13 protein-coding genes and 1 pseudogene are annotated in these 17,996 nt (G+C 70.3%); 2 read left to right on the forward strand and 12 right to left on the reverse strand.

The features are described from left to right. Both ACLEQD_RS04565 and argE read left to right on the forward strand, forming a co-directional pair. A pseudogene (locus ACLEQD_RS04565) lies at window positions 1–233 on the forward strand (hypothetical protein); the annotation flags it as partial. Between the two features lie 66 nt (window positions 234–299). Continuing rightward, window positions 300–1,442, forward strand: coding sequence for an acetylornithine deacetylase (argE, locus tag ACLEQD_RS04570; protein WP_410382054.1), 1,143 nt, complete (start codon window positions 300–302; stop codon window positions 1,440–1,442). Window positions 1,443–1,454: 12 nt separating this feature from the next. Here argE and ACLEQD_RS04575 read toward each other — a convergent pair whose 3' ends face one another. From ACLEQD_RS04575 to ACLEQD_RS04630, 12 genes are all read right to left on the reverse strand, one after another. Next, a complete protein-coding gene (locus tag ACLEQD_RS04575) occupies window positions 1,455–2,186 on the reverse strand; it encodes a DUF2652 domain-containing protein (RefSeq protein WP_410382055.1) in 732 nt (243 codons plus the stop codon). A gap of 37 nt (window positions 2,187–2,223) precedes the next feature. After that, window positions 2,224–5,808 carry a transcription-repair coupling factor gene (mfd, locus tag ACLEQD_RS04580; protein ID WP_410382056.1) on the reverse strand — a complete coding sequence of 1,195 codons (3,585 nt, stop codon included), beginning with the start codon at window positions 5,806–5,808 and terminating at the stop codon, window positions 2,224–2,226. 170 nt (window positions 5,809–5,978) lie between these two features. After that, window positions 5,979–6,677, reverse strand: coding sequence for a Tfp pilus assembly protein FimT/FimU (locus ACLEQD_RS04585; RefSeq protein ID WP_410382057.1), 699 nt, complete (start codon window positions 6,675–6,677; stop codon window positions 5,979–5,981). Further along, the gene (locus ACLEQD_RS04590; RefSeq protein WP_410382058.1) at window positions 6,674–7,903 is read right to left on the reverse strand and encodes a PilW family protein; all 1,230 of its coding nucleotides are present in this window, start codon (window positions 7,901–7,903) and stop codon (window positions 6,674–6,676) included. The genes ACLEQD_RS04585 and ACLEQD_RS04590 overlap by 4 nt, the downstream gene beginning before the upstream one ends. Continuing rightward, complete coding sequence (locus tag ACLEQD_RS04595; RefSeq protein WP_410382059.1) at window positions 7,900–8,409, reverse strand: prepilin-type N-terminal cleavage/methylation domain-containing protein; 510 nt, start codon at window positions 8,407–8,409, stop codon at window positions 7,900–7,902. Before ACLEQD_RS04595 ends, ACLEQD_RS04590 begins: the two co-directional genes overlap by 4 nt. Further along, a complete protein-coding gene (locus ACLEQD_RS04600) occupies window positions 8,406–12,746 on the reverse strand; it encodes a DUF4114 domain-containing protein (protein ID WP_410382060.1) in 4,341 nt (1,446 codons plus the stop codon). The genes ACLEQD_RS04595 and ACLEQD_RS04600 overlap by 4 nt, the downstream gene beginning before the upstream one ends. After that, entirely contained in the window at window positions 12,746–13,195 is a 450-nt protein-coding gene (locus ACLEQD_RS04605; RefSeq protein ID WP_410382061.1) for a c-type cytochrome, read from the reverse strand. Before ACLEQD_RS04605 ends, ACLEQD_RS04600 begins: the two co-directional genes overlap by 1 nt. A gap of 25 nt (window positions 13,196–13,220) precedes the next feature. Continuing rightward, on the reverse strand, window positions 13,221–13,922 hold the full coding sequence (locus tag ACLEQD_RS04610) for a hypothetical protein (RefSeq protein WP_410382062.1): 702 nt from the start codon (window positions 13,920–13,922) through the stop codon (window positions 13,221–13,223). A 204-nt stretch (window positions 13,923–14,126) separates the two neighbouring features. Beyond that, window positions 14,127–14,447 carry a hypothetical protein gene (locus ACLEQD_RS04615; protein WP_410382063.1) on the reverse strand — a complete coding sequence of 107 codons (321 nt, stop codon included), beginning with the start codon at window positions 14,445–14,447 and terminating at the stop codon, window positions 14,127–14,129. Window positions 14,448–14,497: 50 nt separating this feature from the next. Beyond that, window positions 14,498–14,833, reverse strand: a complete 336-nt coding sequence (locus ACLEQD_RS04620; RefSeq protein ID WP_410382064.1) for a c-type cytochrome — start codon at window positions 14,831–14,833, stop codon at window positions 14,498–14,500. Between the two features lie 44 nt (window positions 14,834–14,877). Further along, a complete protein-coding gene (locus ACLEQD_RS04625) occupies window positions 14,878–16,572 on the reverse strand; it encodes a hypothetical protein (protein ID WP_410382065.1) in 1,695 nt (564 codons plus the stop codon). 7 nt (window positions 16,573–16,579) lie between these two features. Continuing rightward, on the reverse strand, window positions 16,580–17,911 hold the full coding sequence (locus ACLEQD_RS04630) for a bifunctional glycosyltransferase/class I SAM-dependent methyltransferase (protein ID WP_171418320.1): 1,332 nt from the start codon (window positions 17,909–17,911) through the stop codon (window positions 16,580–16,582). Between the last annotated feature and the right edge of the window lie 85 nt (window positions 17,912–17,996).

The following is a 17,996-nucleotide window of genomic DNA, read 5'->3' on the forward strand; positions in this document are numbered from 1 at the left end:
GCAAGCTGGACTGCGGCGTGAAGGAAGCGAAGGGCAAGGACAACGGCGACCGCTTCTTCGTGCACGTCTGGGATTCGCCCAACAAGGACGGCTACCACGGCGTCTTCTACGTGGGCCGGGTGACCGCGTCCGCGCCCGCCATCCTCAAGGGGCTGGGCCGGCCGGGCGCGGATGACAACTCCGTGTTCCCCCTGGCGCCGGACGTGGACGCGGTGGCCTCCGCGCGACGCTGAGGCACGGGCGCACTGGCGTCGCGGCGCGGGCGGTGGCATGGAGGTGGCCTGACTGGAGGCCGTCCCATGAGCGACACGCTGCCCGCGCTGCGGGCCACCCTGGCGGAACTGGTGGCGCTGGACACCACGTCCTCGCGCCCCAACGCGCCCCTCATCGACTACGCCCAGGCGCGGCTGGAGGCCGCCGGCTTCACCGCCGAGCGCCAGCACTACACCGACGACGCGGGCGTGGCGAAGGTGAACCTCGTCGCGCGCAAGGGCGACGCCGACCGCGCCGCGCTGGCCCTGGTGGGCCACTCCGACTGCGTGCCCTATGACGCCGCCTGGACGGACGCGCTGCGCCTCACCGAACGGGACGGCAAGCTGTACGGCCGCGGCGCCTGCGACACCAAGGGCTTCATCGCCTGCGCGCTCCACACCGCCACGCGCAAGGACCTGCCGAAGCTGGACGCGCCGCTGCTCGTCATCCTCACCGCGGATGAAGAGGTGGGGCTCGTGGGCGCGAAGAAGCTGGTGGCCGCGGGCCTGGGCCGCGCGAAGCACGCCATCGTCGGCGAGCCCACGCGCCTCATCCCCGTGCGCGCCAACAAGGGCTACTGCCTGGCGGAGGTGGAGGTGCTGGGCAAGGAGGGGCACAGCGCGTACCCGGAGCTGGGCGCGTCCGCCATCTTCCGCGCCGGCCGCTTCCTGCACCGCCTGGAGACGCTGGCCCACACCGTCCTGCGCGAGGACCGCGACGAGGGCTTCCAGCCGCCCTTCACCACGGTGAACGTGGGCCTCATCCAGGGCGGCAAGGCGAAGAACGTCCTGCCCGGCTCCTGCCGCTTCACCGTGGAGTGGCGCCCCATCCCCGGCCAGGCCGCCGAGCGCGTCCCCGAGCTGATGGAGCACATCCGCCAGGAGCTCACGCGCGACGAGCCCGCCTACGAGGCGCGCATCCAGGTGCTGCGCATGGACCGCGGCGTCCACACGCGCGGCGACGCGGACGTGGTGCGCTTCCTGGAAGAGGTGAGCGGCAACGCGTCCGAGACGGTGTCCTTCGGCACGGAGGCCCCCCAGCTCACGGAGCTGGGCGCGGAGGCCGTGGTGTTCGGCCCCGGCGACATCCGCGTCGCGCACCAGACGGGGGAGTTCGTCCCCATGCAGGACCTGGTGCGCTGCGAGGCCGCGCTCACGCAGGCGGTGGCCCGCTTCTGCGCGGGCCGCTGAGGGCGCGGCGCCTCAGGGCTTATTCGGCACGATGGCGTCGACGACCTCGACGTTGCGGAAGCCCTCGCACGCCTCCTTGAGGCCGAGCACGTACTTGAGCGAGCGCAGCTCCAGCATCAGCTTGCACCACAGCTTGCGCAGCACGTTGGGGCGCGGCGCGGGCACGCTGGCCACCAGCGCGCTCAGGTCGATGTAGTGCGTCGCCGTGCGGCCCATGCCCTCGAAGTCGTGCTCCAGCCCCTGGCTGAGCTGGCGCAGCTCCGGCTCCAGGCCCTGGTGCACCGCGTCCGTCATCAGGACGTACTCGGACACGGGCACGTCGTTCTTCAGCATCCGGTGCACCAGGATGACGTCCACCCCCGCCAGCTCCGTGAGGTGCTTCACCTTCTGGAAGGCCACCTCGCCGGCGTGGGCCACGAACTTGAGCGTCAGGGCGCCCACCTGCGTGCACCCGTCACACCGGCACATGCGGTCGATGACGAGCTGTTCCCTGCGGGCCAGGAAGGCCCGGCGGATGGCCGCGACCTGCCGGGCCACCGGCGTGACGTCGGCGCCCACGGCGTAGAAGAAGGCCGCGTCGCCTTCCAGCTTCGCCAGCTTGAACCGGCCGGACGCGTCGATGACGGCCTCCAGCAGCTGCGCCACCGTGTCCTGCGCGTGCGCGAGGCCGAAGCGGTGCTGCCGCATGAAGCGCGTGTAGCCGCCGATGTCCGCGATGAGCAACAGCGCCTTCTCAATCGCCATTCGGCGGCCAGCCTAGCTGAAGTCCCCCCCGCGTGCGTCAGTGCCGGGGCAGCGCGCAGGTGCCCACGTCGCGCAGCAGCTTGTGCGCCTCCGCCAGCAGCGCGTGCCCCTTCACCTCCGCGGGCACGCGCGCGATGAGCTTCATGTCCGGCGTCAGCCGGTAGAAGCCCTTGGAGCGCTGCACCAGCCCCGCCACCTTCGCGCCGTCCAGCAGCGCGTCGCCGCCCAGCGCCAGCGACAGCCGGCCCGGGCCCGCCTCCAGCGCGCGCAGCCGCAGCTCGCGCATGTCGATCTTGAGGAGCGTCACCTCGGAGAGGGCGTCCACCTCGTCGGGCGCCTCGCCGTAGCGGTCCACCAGCTCCGCGCGCAGGTCCGTCACCTCGTCCGGGTGGCTGGCCTGGCTGAAGCGCTTGTAGAACACCAGCCGCTGGTGCACGTCCGCCACGTAGTCGTCGGGGATGAGCGCCGGCATGGGCAGGTTGATGTCCGGCTCCACGTGCACCTTGGGCGGCATGCCCTGGAGCTCCGCGACCGCCTCCTCCATCAGCTGCGCGTACAGGTCGAAGCCGATCTCCGCGATGGCGCCGGACTGCTTCTCACCCAGCAGGTTGCCCGCGCCGCGGATCTCCAGGTCGTGGCTGGCGATGGAGAAGCCCGCGCCCAGCTCCGTGAAGTTCTGGAGCACCTCCAGCCGCCGCTGCGCGTCCTTCGTCACCGGCCGGCGCGTGGGCACCAGCAGGTACGCGTACGCGCGCTCCTTGCTGCGGCCCACGCGTCCGCGCAGCTGGTAGAGCTGCGCCAGGCCGAACTGGTCCGCGCGGTTGACGATCATCGTGTTGGCGCTGGAGATGTCGATGCCGCTCTCGATGATGCTCGTGCACAGCAGCACCTGGAACTTGTGCTCCGTGAACTGGAGCATCACCTTCTCCAGTTGCCCCTCGCCCATCTGGCCGTGCGCCACGCCGATGGTGACGTTGGGCAGCAGCTTCCTCAGCTCCTGCTCCATGGAGGGCAGGGACTCCACGCGGTTGTGCACGAAGAAGACCTGACCGCCGCGGGCAATTTCACGCTCCACGGCCTCCTTGATGGCGGCCTCGTCGTACTTCATCACGAAGGTGCGGATGGCCCGGCGGTCCTGCGGCGGCGTGGCGATGATGCTCATGTCGCGCACGCCGGACATGCTCATGTGCAGCGTGCGGGGGATGGGCGTCGCCGTCAGCGTCAGCACGTCCACCTGCGTGCGCAGCCGCTTGAGCGCCTCCTTCTGCTTCACGCCGAAGCGCTGCTCCTCGTCCACCACCAGCAGCCCCAGGTCCTTGAAGGACACGTCGCCCGCCAGCAGCTTGTGCGTGCCGATGACGATGTCGACCTTGCCCTCCTTGGCGCGGCGGAGGATGTCGCGGACCTCCGGCGGCTTGCGGATGCCGGAGATCACCTCCACCGTGACGGGGTAGTCCTTGAAGCGCTTCTTGAAGGAATGGAAGTGCTGCTGCGCCAGCACCGTGGTGGGCACCAGCACCGCCACCTGCTTGCGATCCAACGTGGCCTTGAAGGCGGCGCGCATGGCCACCTCCGTCTTGCCGTAGCCCACGTCGCCGCAGACGAGCCGGTCCATCGGCTGCGCCTTCTGCATGTCCGCGAGCACGTCCTCGATGGCCTTCGCCTGGTCCGGCGTCTCGTCGAACTCGAAGTCCGCCTCGAACTGGGCGTAGTAGCGGTCCGGCGGAGCGAAGGCGTAGCCGGGGTGCGCCTTGCGCGCGGCGGCCATCTGCAGGAGCTCCGCCGCCATCTTGAGCAGCTGCTCCTTGACGCGCTTCTTCGTCTTCTCCCAGCTCGTCGTGCCCAGCTTGTCCAGCTGGACCTTCTCCGGGTCCCCGCCGGTGAACTTCTGGATGAGCCGCATGCGGCCCACCGGCAGGTAGATTTTGTCCCGCCCCGCGTACTCCAGGACGAGGAAGTCCCCCGGCACGCCCTGCACCTCCATCTTCGTCAGGCCCGCGTAGCGCCCGATGCCGAAGTCGGTGTGGACGATGAGGTCGCCTTCCTTCAGGTCCTTGAAGCCCGCGGCGAACGCGTCCAGCTTCTTGCTGCGCTTGACGCGGCGGCGCGAGCGGACGCCGAAGATCTCCTCGTCCGCCAGCACCGCCAGCCGGCCCTCGGGGTCGGTGAAGCCGTGGCTCACCTCGCCGGTGAACAGGTGCGCCCATATCGCCGGCTCGTAGAGCTTCGCCGGGTCCTGCAGCGGCTCCGTGTGCACCTTCACCATCACGGAGCGGTCCAGCAAGAGCCGCTTGAGCCGGTCCGCCTGGCTCAAGGTGCCGCACGCCACCGCGCACGCCACGCCGGTGTCGCGCCAGCGCTGGAGCCGCTCCACCAGCGGGGTGAGCGCGCCCTCCTCACCGTGGTGCGCGAGGATGGCCTCGCGCAGGTCCTGCGTCGTGCCGAAGGTGAAGGCCACGGGCGCTTCGGACTGCGAGAGCGACAGGCCTCCGCCCTCCACCACGCGCAGGGCCTTGAGGCCCGCCGCCACGCCCTCGCGCGTGAGGAAGTGGTGCTCCGGCGGGTAGGTGAGGTCCTGGCGCGCGTCCGCCTCCTCCACGCCCTTGGCCAGCTCCGCCCACAGCTCCTCCAGCGCGCGGTCCAGCCCCACCGGGTCGTCCAGGTAGACGACGGGCTCCGGGGCCCACGCGCGCAGGTAGTCGAACACCGTGGCCAGGCCGCCCTCGAAGAAGCCGGGCAAGAGCCCCTCCAGGCCGAAGCCGGGCAGGCCTTCCCGCAGCGCGTCCAGCCGCTCGCGCAGCTTGATGGTGGGCAGGTTGATGCGGTCCGCCACCGCGCGGGCGGCGGCCTCTGCGCGCGGGCGGGTGTCGTCGGTGAGCAGCAGCTCGCGCGCGGGCACCAGGTCCACGGTCTTGAGCGCGTCCACGGTGCGCTGCGACTCCGGGTCGAAGACGCGGATGGACTCGATGGTGTCCCCGAAGAACTCCAGGCGCACCGGCCGCTCGTACAGCGGGCTGAAGACGTCCAGCAGGCCGCCGCGCACGCTGAAGGTGCCCTTGTCCTCCACCAGCGGGCTGTTCTGGTAGCCCATCAGCGACAGCTTCCGCGCCAGCGAGTCGCGGTCGAAGTCCTGGCCCACCTCCACGCGCTGGGCCAGCCCCTCCATCACCGCCAGCGGCAGCACGCGGCGGTGCAGCGCGCGCAAGGACAGCACCAGCGCGGGGAACGGCGTGCCGCGCGCCAGGTGGAACAGCGCGCCCAGCCGCTCCGTGATGGGGCCCGCCTCCGGCGACAGCTCGTCGTACGGGAGCACCTCGTCCGCGGGCAGGCGCAGCACGCGGGGCTCCAGCAGGCTGCCGGTGCCGCCCAGGAAGAAGGCCAGGTCGTGCGCGAGCGCATCCGCCGCCTCTTCATCCACGGCCACGCACACCAGGGGCGCGCGCAGCTCGCGGTGCAGGCGGGCGAGCAGGTGGCCGCGCGCCGCGCCCTTCACCCCCTGCGTCCGCGCACGGTGCCCCGCGCGCAGGGAGGCGAGGAGCCGGGCGAAGGCGTCACCGGAGGGAGGGGGAGCGCCGCCGGGCCAGGAGGTGCCGTCGGATTTCGGGGGGAGGGAGGTATCCATTCGAGGGCCCGTGTGGGGGCCCTCGGCTAATTAGGGTGCGCCCTGTCCCAAATCAACGCTGGATGCGGACGCGTGTCGTGTCCATGGAACCCGTGGCACGGCTGCCGGGCGGGGAGGCTCACGCGCGCCCGGGCCACGGGAAGGCCCCCGGACGCGCGCAGGTCACGGCCTCAAGGCACCGCGCACGCCGCCGCGAGCCGGGTGTCCCGCCGGCTGGTGTCGCTGGTGGTGGCGGCCAGCGAGTCGCAGTCCATCACGCTGGACAGGCCCGTCAGCGGCTCCACCATCAGCACGCTCTTGGCCCGGTTGGACGTGAAGCGGAACTGGATGGAGAAGTCCTTCGGGGCCGCGGCGGCGACCTTGTCGGGCTGGCCAAGCTCTCCCTTCAGGCAGTCCATCTTGCCGTTGAGCACCGGCCGGCCCGTGTCCGGCAGGAAGCACAGGTTGTTGATGTTCGAGGCGTTCATCGTGGACGGGATGACGATGTCCGGCCCCGTCTCGCTGCAGCAGTCGGGCTTGTTGCGGCAGGTCGTGTTCACGCAGGCGGCGCTGGGGCACTTGTCCACGCCCCACGGGTCCGGCGCGCTGAGGTCGTCACCGCACTTCAGCCGCTCCCAGCGGGCCACGGTGTACTTCCGGCCATCCGGCTGGGCGACGTTGGGCTCCACCACGATGCGCACCGGCTGGCCCGTGCTGATGGACAGCTGGCGGGCCCGCAGCGCGGACGACCACAGCTCGCGCGTGGCGGTGCTCTCCCGCTGCCCACCGATGCGGGTCTGGATTCCCGCCACCGCCAGGGTGATGAATATGGCTACCACCGCCAGGGCGGTCATCATCTCCAACAACGTCATGCCACGCATCTGCTTCATGGGGTCACCGGGGGGGGGGCCCGCGTCAGGCCTACCGCCATGTTGCGCGCCGCGACCCGGAAGGTGTAGCGCCTGCGCGTGTAGCCGTCCTTCGCCTGGCCCTCTTCATCCGTGCCGGTCATGTCCGCGTCCCGGTTGATGCGCCGCGTGCGGATGACCAGCGTCACCTCCAGCTCGCGCACCCGCTGGCGCAGGCGCTGGATGACCTCGGGCACCGTGGCCGCGGCCGGCAGCGCCTTCCCCGTCGGGTCGAGGTCATCCGACTTGCAGGCGCCCGAGGTGTAGCGGGCCATGGTGCACTCGGAGATGGCCGGATGCGGGGCGCTGGGGGTCGCCGTGTTGTCGCCGGGGTACCAGTCCAGCTTGTTGTTCCCGCCAGGGCTGAGGTTGACGACGCCCTCGCGCACGGTGAGCTGCTCCACGTCACGGCTCAACACGGACCAGGTCGTCTGGTTCGGGGCGCGGTACTCCAGCGTGGGGATGCCGCCCTTCCAGTTCACCCGGTAGGCCGCGCCGCTCAGCCGCAGGGCCACCCAGTTCTCGATGTCGCCGGACGCCTTCGTCCACAGGTCCTTGTTGGCGCACAGGGCCGAGCGGGGGACCTGGGCGGTCGCCGCCTTGATGACGAGCTTGGAGCTGGCCTGCTGCACGCTGTCCACCAGCACGGGGCAGGCCTTCTTGTTGCCCCCGCTGACGAGCACCGCGAGCGTGGGGTTGGTGGTGTCCACCATGGCCGTCGAGGGATTGGGCCGCGTGCAGAAGGTGACGCCCGTCGCGACGTCCTCTTCGCGGACCCGGGACAGCGACGGGCAGGTCGCCAGGGTGATCATCCCGTTCGTGTCCCCCCAGTAGAGCTGGAGGGCGTCCGAGGCCGGGAACCCGGCGGGCGGCGGTTCGAAGGTCGCGTCCGCGCCCAGCGTGGTCCCGATGCCCGTGTTCAGGTCCGGCTTGGACCAGACCGTGATGGCCGAGCGCTCGTCGTTGGTGTCGAAGGAGATGGGCGTGTTGCCCATGCCGGCGCCCGCGCGGGACACGTCCAGCGTGAGCATCTCCTTCACGGCCCTGCCGGTGACCTGGGCGGTCATCGTCTGTTCCTCGAACAGGGCGCGCTTCTGCATCTGCGTGCCCACCACCAGCCCCGTGGTGAGCACGATAACCCCGATGCCGCTGGCGATCATCACTTCAAGGAGCGTGAAGCCCCGGTTGCGGAGAGAGGAGGGTTTCATGGTGCCATTCGACTCTGGAGGACCACCATCTGCCGGTCCGCGCGGACGCCCGGCTCATCCCAGCTCACCGACACCCGCACGTTCACGAGCGTGCCCACCGTGGTCCCCACGAGGCCGCGGGTGATGGCCGGCTCACCGGCCTTGCCGTCCTCGATGGTGGCGGGGACCTTGGAGTTGTCCACGTCCACGGTCACCGTGTACTTGCGCGCGATGACCTTCGGATCCGCGGGGACCGTGTTCCGCAAGAGCCCCTCCGACGTCTGGTACAGGTCGAAGGTCTGGTTCGCCGCGGTGTCGCAGGTCGGTGAACCCTGGCAGCCCTCCTGGAGGATGTTCTCCAGGGTCTGCTCCGCGATGATCTGCGCCTGGTTGGCGGTCAGGGTGCGGCGGTTGGCGCGGGTCGTCTGGCTCACCACGGTCATCGCCGCCGCGACTCCCAGCAGCATGACGGCCATGGTGGCCATGACTTCCAGCAGGGTGACACCCCGTGAGGCGCGCTGCTTCATTGCGGCAGTCTCCCGTCGGGCAGCGGTTCCCACATCATGATCTGCGAGCGGGGCACTCCGCTCGCCCCGGCCTGGTTGTTCCAGTTGTCTCCGCCCTTGACCTTCATCTTACCTGTCGCCGTGAGCACGAAGAGGTGCTCGTCGTGGACGACCGGCGAGGAGATGGCGTGGCCGTCCAGCTGGGCCCCCTGGCCGCCGACGAGCACGCCGCTCGACTGGCTGGCGGTGTAGGCCTCGCCCTTCGCGTCCGCCACCAGGCTGCAGATGTCCGCGGCCGTGCCCACCGCGGTCGCGGCGTAGAGGTTCTCCGAGCTGAGCGCGACGCCGCCCCACAGCTTCTGGCCCGGGCCCATCTTCTGCACCCACAGCGGCTCGAGCTCCGCGCACGGCTTGCTGCCGGTGGGATCCGGGTCCTCGAAGGCGAGCAGGTGGTACTGGTACGTGGGGTTCTTCGGATCCGCCTCCGGGTAGCCGTCCGTGTACTTGTCCGGGTTGTCGCTGGTGCCGAAGAAGAAGCGCACCGCGGGGCCCGAGTCCGTGGCGACGAGCTTCACCGCCATGTTGGAGTAGAGCTCCTGCAGGTCCAGCTGCGTCTGGTTCGCGTCCGGGCGGCCCGCCAGCGCGGACGCCGCGTGGGCCACCATGCACTTCTTCACCTGGCTGCCCAGCTTCCGGGAGGCGCTCACGTCCTTGAGGTTGACGCGCCAGACGCTGCCGGCCGTCGTGGGCACGTACATGACGTCGTAGGAGCCGTCCTGGTTCAGGTCCAGCATCGCCGTCTCCGCCGCGATGCCGGAGCCCTGCTCGAAGGTGACGACGCCCGCGTACTTGGCGGCGCCGGGGCCGGAGCCGTACTGGAGCGGCTTGCCCGTCTTCATGTCGAGGATGTAGACGGCGCCCGCGCGCGTGTCGCCCGGGTCGTAGTCGGTGCCCACCACCGCTACCCAGCGCCGGTCCTCGTCCGCCGAGGAGCCCCAGGAGATGCGCGCGATGGACGGCGCGTGCCGGGAGCCCGAGTTGTCCGGCATCACCACGGTCTTGGGGGTGTCAGTGTCGGCGATGATCGCCGCGGTGAAGGCGGACGCCACCGCCGTGTCCGCCATGCTGAACTCCCACAGCGGCAGCGGGTACCACCCGTCGTTCGGGTTGGTGATGTCCAGCGCGAAGACCACCGGGCTGGTCTTGCCCGTGGCGGAGACGAGCACCGTCTTGGCCCCCTGCTGCTTCTGCTCCGTGGTCGCGGGCGTCCAGGTGTACTTGATGCTGGCGTCCCAGTTGTTGCGGTCACCCAGGTCCACGTTGGCGATGCTGGGCGAAGCGTCCATCTGCGGCCGGGGCAGGACGCCCGAGTTGCGGAAGCGCACGTACTGGTTGCGGTACTGGCTCAGCATCAGGTTGGGCATGTAGGCGAAGGCCTCGTCGCCGTCGCCGTAAGCGCGGGTCGCCTGGGACTTGTCGCTGGGGCACGTCGACGGGACGAAGTAGCCGCGGAACTGGGCCCCTCCCACGCACCCGTCGTTCAGCTCGTTGCGGAAGTCACCCGCCTTGAAGGAGTGCAGCACGCCCGACATCGTGCCCACGAAGGCCCGGGTGGGCCGCTCCTTCAAGGGCGTCATGAAGTTCTTGCGGTAGGTGTCCCGCTCGGTGCCCTTCGCGTTCTGGTACCAGTTGTCCTGGTACGGAGGGACCGCCATGGCCACGGTGGAGATGTTGATGCCACCCATGGGCCAGGGGCGGAACTGACCGGCCTTCTTGTTCTCGTACCCGTACAGCCAGTCAATGAGGAACTGGCGGTCGCTGTAGGGGGCGCTGGCATCCGTCGACGCGGCGACGGTGCAGGTCTTGTCGAAGTTCATGTCGTAGAGGTAGCGGCCGTCGATCTCGCTGTACGTGTTGCAGTAGGAGGCCGGCAGCAGCAGGTTCCCCACCTCGTTCACGTCACTGACCTCCTTGCGCTGCCCCGAGTTGTTCATCGTGTAGAGCTTGCGGGCGGAGCCGGACATCGACAGCGCCATCACGCGGCCGGCCTCCCAGCGCAGCTTGGGGTTGGTCGTGGTGGTGATGTTCGGGTCGTAGAGCGACTGCATGTACAGGCGGCCGCGGATGGTGAAGTCCTTGGCGCCGTCATAGGTGCGGATTCCGGCCGCGGGCAGGGTGCCCTGGTTGCTCCAGTCCACGCCCCAGTTCTGGCCCGGCGTCTCGTTCACGCCCCAGACGGCGACGTTGCCCAGCGTGCTGGGGCTGGAGCGCGCGTAGGAGCCGGAGCGCACCGCCTGATAGCCGATGTCGACGTTGTCGATGATGGGACGGCACAGCTCGCTGGGGCTGCTGATGTCCACCTTCCAGCACAGCTGCGACCCGGTGAGGCCCAGCGCCAGGATGTCAATCTCCACCTCCTGGTCGGGGTACTCCTTGTCGTTGTTGAGCGGCACCGGCACCCACGTGGGGGTCGGGTTGGGCTGGTACACGCCAGCGCCGTCCAGCACGCGGCAGTCCACGGCGATGGAATAGGTGATGGTGGGCTTCACGCCGCTCGCGGTGCAGGCGCCGATGACCTCCTCGGTCCAGCAGGGCGCCTTCGTGCAGGCGGTGACGGCGGGGCAGCTCGTCCCCGTGCAGGCGGGCTTGGTGCGGATGCCCGCGGGCGGGATGCCCGCGTACGGAGCGACGTCGTCCTGGCGGCGGAAGCGGACCTTGGTGATGGTGAAGTTCGGGCCCAGCTGGTCACCCTCGTTGTTCATGACGTCCGCGGACACCGTGGTGGACTTGGCGCCACCGCCGTTCTCCTTGTTGATCATGAACACGATGTCGTTGAAGTCGCGGTCACCGCCGCCGTTGAGGTCCTCGAACCCGAGGATCCACCGGAAGGGGTCCGTGGTGGGCGCGCCCACGATGACGTGGGGCATGTAGTTCATGCTGGCCAGGGCCTTCGCCGCATCCGGGTCGGTGAGCTCCGAGCCCGGCGCCGCCACGGTCACGCCCTCCAGGGGCATCTTCAGGTTCTTGTACGCCGGCGTGTCCAGGCGGTTGAGCGTGTCCTGATCCAGCCAGCCGCACGCCTTCTTGCTCGTGTTCACGATGCCGCAGGCTTCCGAGTCCGTGGGCGAGTTGCAGCTGTCCGAGTAGCCGCAGCCGATGTTGCGCTCCGCCACCTTGTTGTCGACGGGCGCCTTGAAGTTCTGGTCCAGGTTCCAGGTGGCCTTGGAGAAGAACACGGAGATGGACGTCTGCAGGTGCAGCAGGCACTTGCCGTCCTCGGCGGGGTCGCCCGTGTAGGGCTTGCGCTTGAGGCAGGGGGCGACCGTGTCGGCGTCCGTGTTGTGGTTGGCGTCGTAGTAGACGACGGCGAAGAAGACGATCTCCTTGCCACCCTCGACGAGGCCCAGGTTGACCCGGCGGTCACCGGTATTGATGTTGTTGTAGTTGACGTAGTCCGGATCGCCGGACGGAGGCGCGGGGAGCTTGAGGCCCCGGAAGTCGTACTGGGAGACGTTGTAGTCCGGCACGCCGTCGTTGTCTTCGGTGGCGTCCGCGACAGGGCCGAGGTTGCGCGTGACGCCCTTGTCGGAGTCATCGTCCGCCAGCAGGAAGACCATGCGCCCCAGGCCCTCGAAGTCGTTCTCCGGCGCGGCCGGCTCCAGCAGGTTGGGGATGTACTTGAACAGGCCGCGGTCGCCGTCGGTGCCGCCGACGTCGTTGACGCCGATCCAGTCGTTGTTGATGTTGTAGGCGCTGGAGTCGGCGCGGCCCGGGCGCCCGTCCGTCACGTCCGTCCTCGCCCTGAAGGTCGCTTTGCAGTCGCCCTTCATCGCCAGGTCGGGCTCCATGTACTTCTTGCCACCGGACATGAAGGACTTGTCGCAGCGCCGCGCCTTGCCGATGTACCGGCGCGCGGCCGGGAACGTGGTGTCGTCGTCCGGCGTCAGGTTGTAGATGGCTTCGTGCAGGTCGGCGATGCCGTTGCCGTTCTTGTCGAGCAGCTGGTGGGTGACGGCGTCCGCGTAGCCCGCATCCACCACGTCCTTCATGTACATGTAGCCAAGCGAGTGCGACGCACCGGCGGACTCGTACACGTAGTCGATGGTGACGTTCTGGTCGAACGGGAAGGTGATGTTCTCCGCGTCCAGCCGCTTGAGGCTGGTGTAGAGCTGGAGCCGGCCGTCGTCGCGCAGCTCGATGGTGTTGTTCTGGACGGTGAGGCCGTCAGGGCCCAGCTTGAAGGTGCCCTGCTTGTCGCTGGACAGGTCGTCCTGGCAGAGCTTCTGCGCGTGGGTCAGCGAGGGCATCGCGACCGTCAGCAGCATCGCCGTGAGGGTTCGTTGAAAGAGCGTGCGCATCACTGCTTCCCCTGGTTCGTCGGCTGGTTCTTCGCCTTCGCTTCGGCCTTGGCCTTGTCACGCGCCTTGCGCTCCGTCACCTGCTCCACCAGCTGCTTGCGCAGCCGCATCCGGCGCGGCGGCGACGGCGGCACCACCACGGTGGACAGGAAGCCGGTGAGGGCGTCCAGCTCATCGCGCGACAGCAGGCGCGTGTCGCAGTTCGTCTTCGGGTTGATCTGGTGGGGGGACTCCACCCACGTGCGGACCTCCACCAGGGTCTTCTTGCGCAGCACCTGGTCCATGTAGGGGCCCACGGGCTTGCGGACGCCGAGCGGCCCCACGCGGTTCTCCGTCGGGGTCCGGGCCTGGTGGCATTGCGCGCAGGCCTTGTTGAAGGCCACTTCGCCTCGCTCCTGGGCGCTGGCGACCACCGGGAGCAGGAGCAGCAGGGGAATCAGGCGTTTCATGGGGGGCTCGTGGGGAGAGACGAGGTCACGGAAGGGTGATGGTGACGCCATCGGGCGACTTCTGGTCCGTGGGGTTGTTGTAGGTCATGTCCGGGCCGCAGCCCTTGGTGATGCAGCCGGGCGCGAAGATGGACTCACCGGTCGCGTTGGTCACCAGCGCCTGGACCATGGAGCGCGTGGGACGGCCGCTCGCCGTGGTCACCTCGCCCACGGCGAGGATCCACAGCTGGCGGTTGCTGTCGACGGTGTTCTGGTCGTCGTCCGCGTCGTCCCGGACGAAGACGCGGTAGCGCACGTTGTTCTGCTCCGGGTAGTCCACACCGGCGGGGACTTCAGACGCGCTCAGGTTGGCCTTGAGGACGGTGTAGTTGTTCCAGTTGCCTCCCCCCGTCCCGGGCAGCAGCTCGTACCAGGGGGGATTGGCGGCGGCGAGCGCGGGGATGTCGCTCACCGGGACCGCCCCTCCCAGCGCGGCGGGCAGGCCCATCGTGGAGTTGTTCCCGTTGTTGGTCAGGAGCAGCCGCACCGTCTCGCGCCCTTCGGCGAGCCCTGCCTCGGCGGCGAAGAACGCCTGCTTCTTGCGGCGGGTGTCCGCCTGGGTGTCGGCCTCGCGGCCCACCACGCTGTAGCTGAGCATCACCGCCATCGTCACGACCGCGACCACGCCCAGCGCGAGCAGGAGCGTGAAGCCACGGGACTGACGGCGGAGGGTTGGGCGACGCACCATCGGGGAGCTCCTTCACGTGCCCCTGGGGGGAGGCACGGCTTGGGAGCCCCGGAGCAGCAAGCTTCGTGCCGGGAATTCCGCCGCTCAACCCGCCGGAATGAGGGGAGCGCGCGGAAAGGTGGGTGCCGTTTGACGTCAGGGGGCTGCGCAAAGTTTGCGAACCCCCCTCATTCTTGCGAGGTGCGCCGCTGTCGGCGCCCGGCCTCAGCGCTGGCCGCCGCGCACGGCGGCGCGCAGGCGGAGCATGTCGTCCAGGACGCCGGGGTCCACCAGCTCCAGGGCGGCCTTCTGGGAGAGGGCGCGGGGCTGCTGGCGGTACTCCTCCTCGTCCTCCTCGCCGCCGCCCTTGCCGCCGTCGCCGCCGCCCTTGCCACCGCCCTTGCCGTCGCCGCCCTTGGGCATCAGCGCCACCGGCTGGGAGACGCCCGGCTCCAGGCGGGGGAAGGCATTGGCGTCGGCGCGCACCGACGTGAAGAGGCTGACCATGGACAGGCAGAACACGAGGGCGACGGTGAGGGTCTTCATGGCGGCTCCAATTCTCCCACTCCCCACGACGCCTGGACGCGAGGGGTTATTCACGGAGCCTTCCCCTGGGGCTTGAAGGTGCGGATGTATCGCACCAGGGCGTCCAGCTGCTCCGGGGAGAGCCGGTCCTTGTAGGCCTTCATCCTGGGGTTGTGGGAGGAGCCGTTGGCGATCACGGCGCGGATGTCGGCGTCCGACTCGGCCTTCTGCCAGGCGGCGCGGGTCATGTCGGGGATGGACTCCTTCTGGCCCATGCGCGTCTGCGCGCGGCCATCCGGGCCGTGGCAGTTCTTGCAGCTCTTGTCCCAGAGGGCCGCGGTGTCCTCCGCGTGGGATACGGCCGGGGCGCACAGCAGGAGGGTGAGCAGGAACCACCGCGTCGTCATGCACGGTCTCCGAGGGGAGGGGGAGCCCCAGTATAGCCACGCGCTCAGGAACCGGCGCGGGGCCAGAAGGGTGTGGCGGAGCGGCCGGGCGGCTGGAGCCAGACGGACTCCAGGAAGCGCACCGCGTTCCGGTCCGCTGGGTCATTCCGGGTGAACAGCGCCTGCGCGCTCGCGAGCACCGCCAGGGTCGCGAGCCCCGCCGCCCAGGCCGCCGGTGCCACCGCGCGTCCCGCCGCGTCCCGGCCCAGCGTCGCGAAGACGAACGCCGCCACGGCGACGAGCGCCGCGAACAGCACCGCGCCCGCGAGCGCAGTGGGCAGGCCCAGGAAGGCGAGGAGGTTGGGCGGGTGGTAGCCGTCCAGGAGCAGCGGCCGGGCCAGCGCGAGCACGGGGGTGGAGACGTCGTCCGGGATGTAGTTGACGAAGGTGGCCAGGCCGGTGACGAGCACGGACACCGCGCACAGCATGGCCGCGATGCCGGACAGCACCGGCCGGCCGGCGCCGCGCAGCCGCTCCAGCACCAGCCCCGCGGGCAGGAGCAGGAAGGGCACCAGCCCCGTGAGGTGGCGGGGCCCCGTCGTCCAGCCCCACGAGTCGTAGGTGAACGACGAGGTGAAGTAGGTGTAGCCCGCGAGCGTCGCCACGGACATCCAGAAGAGGGCGCGCGCCTCCAGGGACGTGCGGCCCAGGCGCTTGAGCAGCACCAGGCCGGGCAGCGCGAGCAGCAGGAACGGCGACAGCGTGAAGAGGCCCCGGAGCGGGGAGAAGAACGACAGCGTGAAGGCGCGCGGATCCGGCGTGCGGATGCCCAGGAAGCCGCCCAGGTGCCACGGCTGGTAGGCCGCGTCGTTGAGGTGCTTGTAGCCCGTCTCCAGCGGGTGCCCGAAGGTGGCCTGGTGGTAGAGCCCCAGCGCCACGATGAAAGGCAGCGCGCCCAGCACCGCGAGCCCCGTGGCCCGGCCCAGCTTCTTCCACCGCGCGGCCCACGGCTCGGGCGTGCCCAGCACGGTGAGGACGGCGTAGAGGATGAGCCCCAGCACGCCCAGCGCGCCGGTGTACTCGGCGGCGACGGTGGCGCCCGCGCACGCGCCGGCGACGACGTAGCCTCGCTCGCGCCACTCGCCCCGCGACAGCCGCCAGAGCGCGTAGAAGCCCGCGAAGAGCAGCACCGCCGTCGTCTGGTGGCTCATGAAGAGCAGCGAGTAGCTGAACGCGAGCGAGCCCAGCGCGTACGTCACCGTGACGCCGTCCGCGACGACGGGCGACAGGAACGCGTTGAGGAAGCGCCGCACCCCCCACAAGAGCCCCAGCGTGGGCAGCACCGTGAGGAAGAGGCGGCTGAAGAAGACGAGCGGCACCTCCGGCACGGCGTAGCGGTGGCCGCCGCCCACGGCTCGCAGCGCCGCGTACACGGGCACCGCGGCGAAGGACAGCAGCGGCGCCTTGGACGGGTAGTAGCGCCCGTCCATCACCGACAGGTCGCCCACCGGGCCGTAGTCGCGCAGGGCGCGGTTGATCTCCAGCGTCCCGTCCTCCACCAGGGCGCGCGTCTGCCACAGGCGGCACAGCTCGTTGGGCGAGCGCAGGCCCGGGTGGTACGGGAAGAGGACCACGTAGAGCGCCGCCACCGTGGCCCACACCGCCCTCGGCAGACCGGGGGCGCGGGGCGCGGGCGCCACGGTGGGGGGCGCCGGAGCCGCGTTGTCCTGCGGCGGGGTGGGGTGGGGCGCGGCGCTCACGCGGGCATCAGACGGCGCGGCCGACGGCGAACAGGCTCATGCCCACGGGCAGCTTCACCTGGCGCTCGGCCTGGGCGAACAGGGGCGCCAGCGTGTCGTAGAGCTTGAGCTGGAGCTTGGGCACCGCGCGGCGGCGCAAGAGGCGGCTGTTGACGAACCAGCCCGGCAGGCCGACGAGGTTCATCCACTCCAGCGTGTCCACGCGGAAGCCGTTCTGTTCCAGCACCGCGCGCAGGGACTCCGGGGTGTAGCGGCGGTAGTGGCCCACGGCCTCGTCGATGGCGCCGAACAGCTGCGGCAGCGCCGGCACGAGGATGAGCACGCGGCCGTCCGGCTGGAGGATTTGGCGGAAGCGGCGCACCGCGGACGCGTCGTCCGGGATGTGCTCCAGCACGTTGGACAGCACGATGGTGTCCAGGTTCTCCGCCTTCAGCGACTCCCAGTCCGCGAGCGCCACGTCGGACAGGTAGGGGCGCACGTGGGGCTTGCCGCGGAACATGTTCTTCAGGCGGTCCACGTAGAAGCGCTCCACCTCCAGCGCGACCAGGTGCTCCGCGCCGCCCTCCAGCTCGCGGGTGATGGTGCCGATGCCGGCGCCAATCTCCAGCACGCGGCGGCCCATGTGTTCGCGGAAGCGGCGGCCCAGCCACTGGTTGTAGTGGGTGGCGCCGTCCATGCGCTCCAGGGTGGAGTAGCCCTCGTGCTGGTTGTCCGCGTCGTCGCGCACGGTGGCGTAGCGCACCAGCGTGCGCAGGCGGGCCAGGTGCGCGGAGGCCGGGCGGCGCGGCACGGCCTGCAGCGGCGGCAGGGGCACCTCCGTGAGGCGGAAGAGCTGCGCGGCCAGCTTCACCACCAGCTCCGCGTCCACCGCGTCGTCATCGCTGGTGAGCTGGATGGAGCGCAGCGCCTCCGTGCGGAAGGCGCGCAGGCCGGTGAGCGGATCCGTCAGGGCCACGTCGGTGACGAAGCGGGTGATGCCGCCCAGCGCGCGCTCGGCCACCATCTCCGGCGACATGCCGGAGCGCCGGCCGAAGACGCCGTCGGCGGTGTCGTCGCGCAGGGGCTGCACCAGGGCGTCGTAGCTGTCCGGCGAGTAGGCGGCGTCCGGGTCCTGGAGCACCGTGTGCGTGCCGGTGACGTGGGGCAGCGCGGCGCGGATGGCCGCCCCCTTGCCGCCCTGGGCGGCGAGGACGTGGACGTTGGGACCGGGCGTGACGTCCACCGGACCTTCACCCGCGAGGACGACCTGGGCCTGACCGGAGAGCGCGTTGGCGAACCGGGCGGCGGCGGCGGCGGTCGCGGGGGTGAAGGGCAGGACGACGGAAAGAGCAGGAACCATGGCGCCGCTCACTACCACAGGCGCTTCCAGGGTGCGCGTTCGCGGACCGGAACGGATGGACGAGGGGCATCCAGGCGGCGTCGGT

Origin of the sequence: Corallococcus sp. 4LFB, from assembly GCF_046520365.1 — a bacterium.
GTDB lineage: Bacteria > Myxococcota > Myxococcia > Myxococcales > Myxococcaceae > Corallococcus > Corallococcus caeni.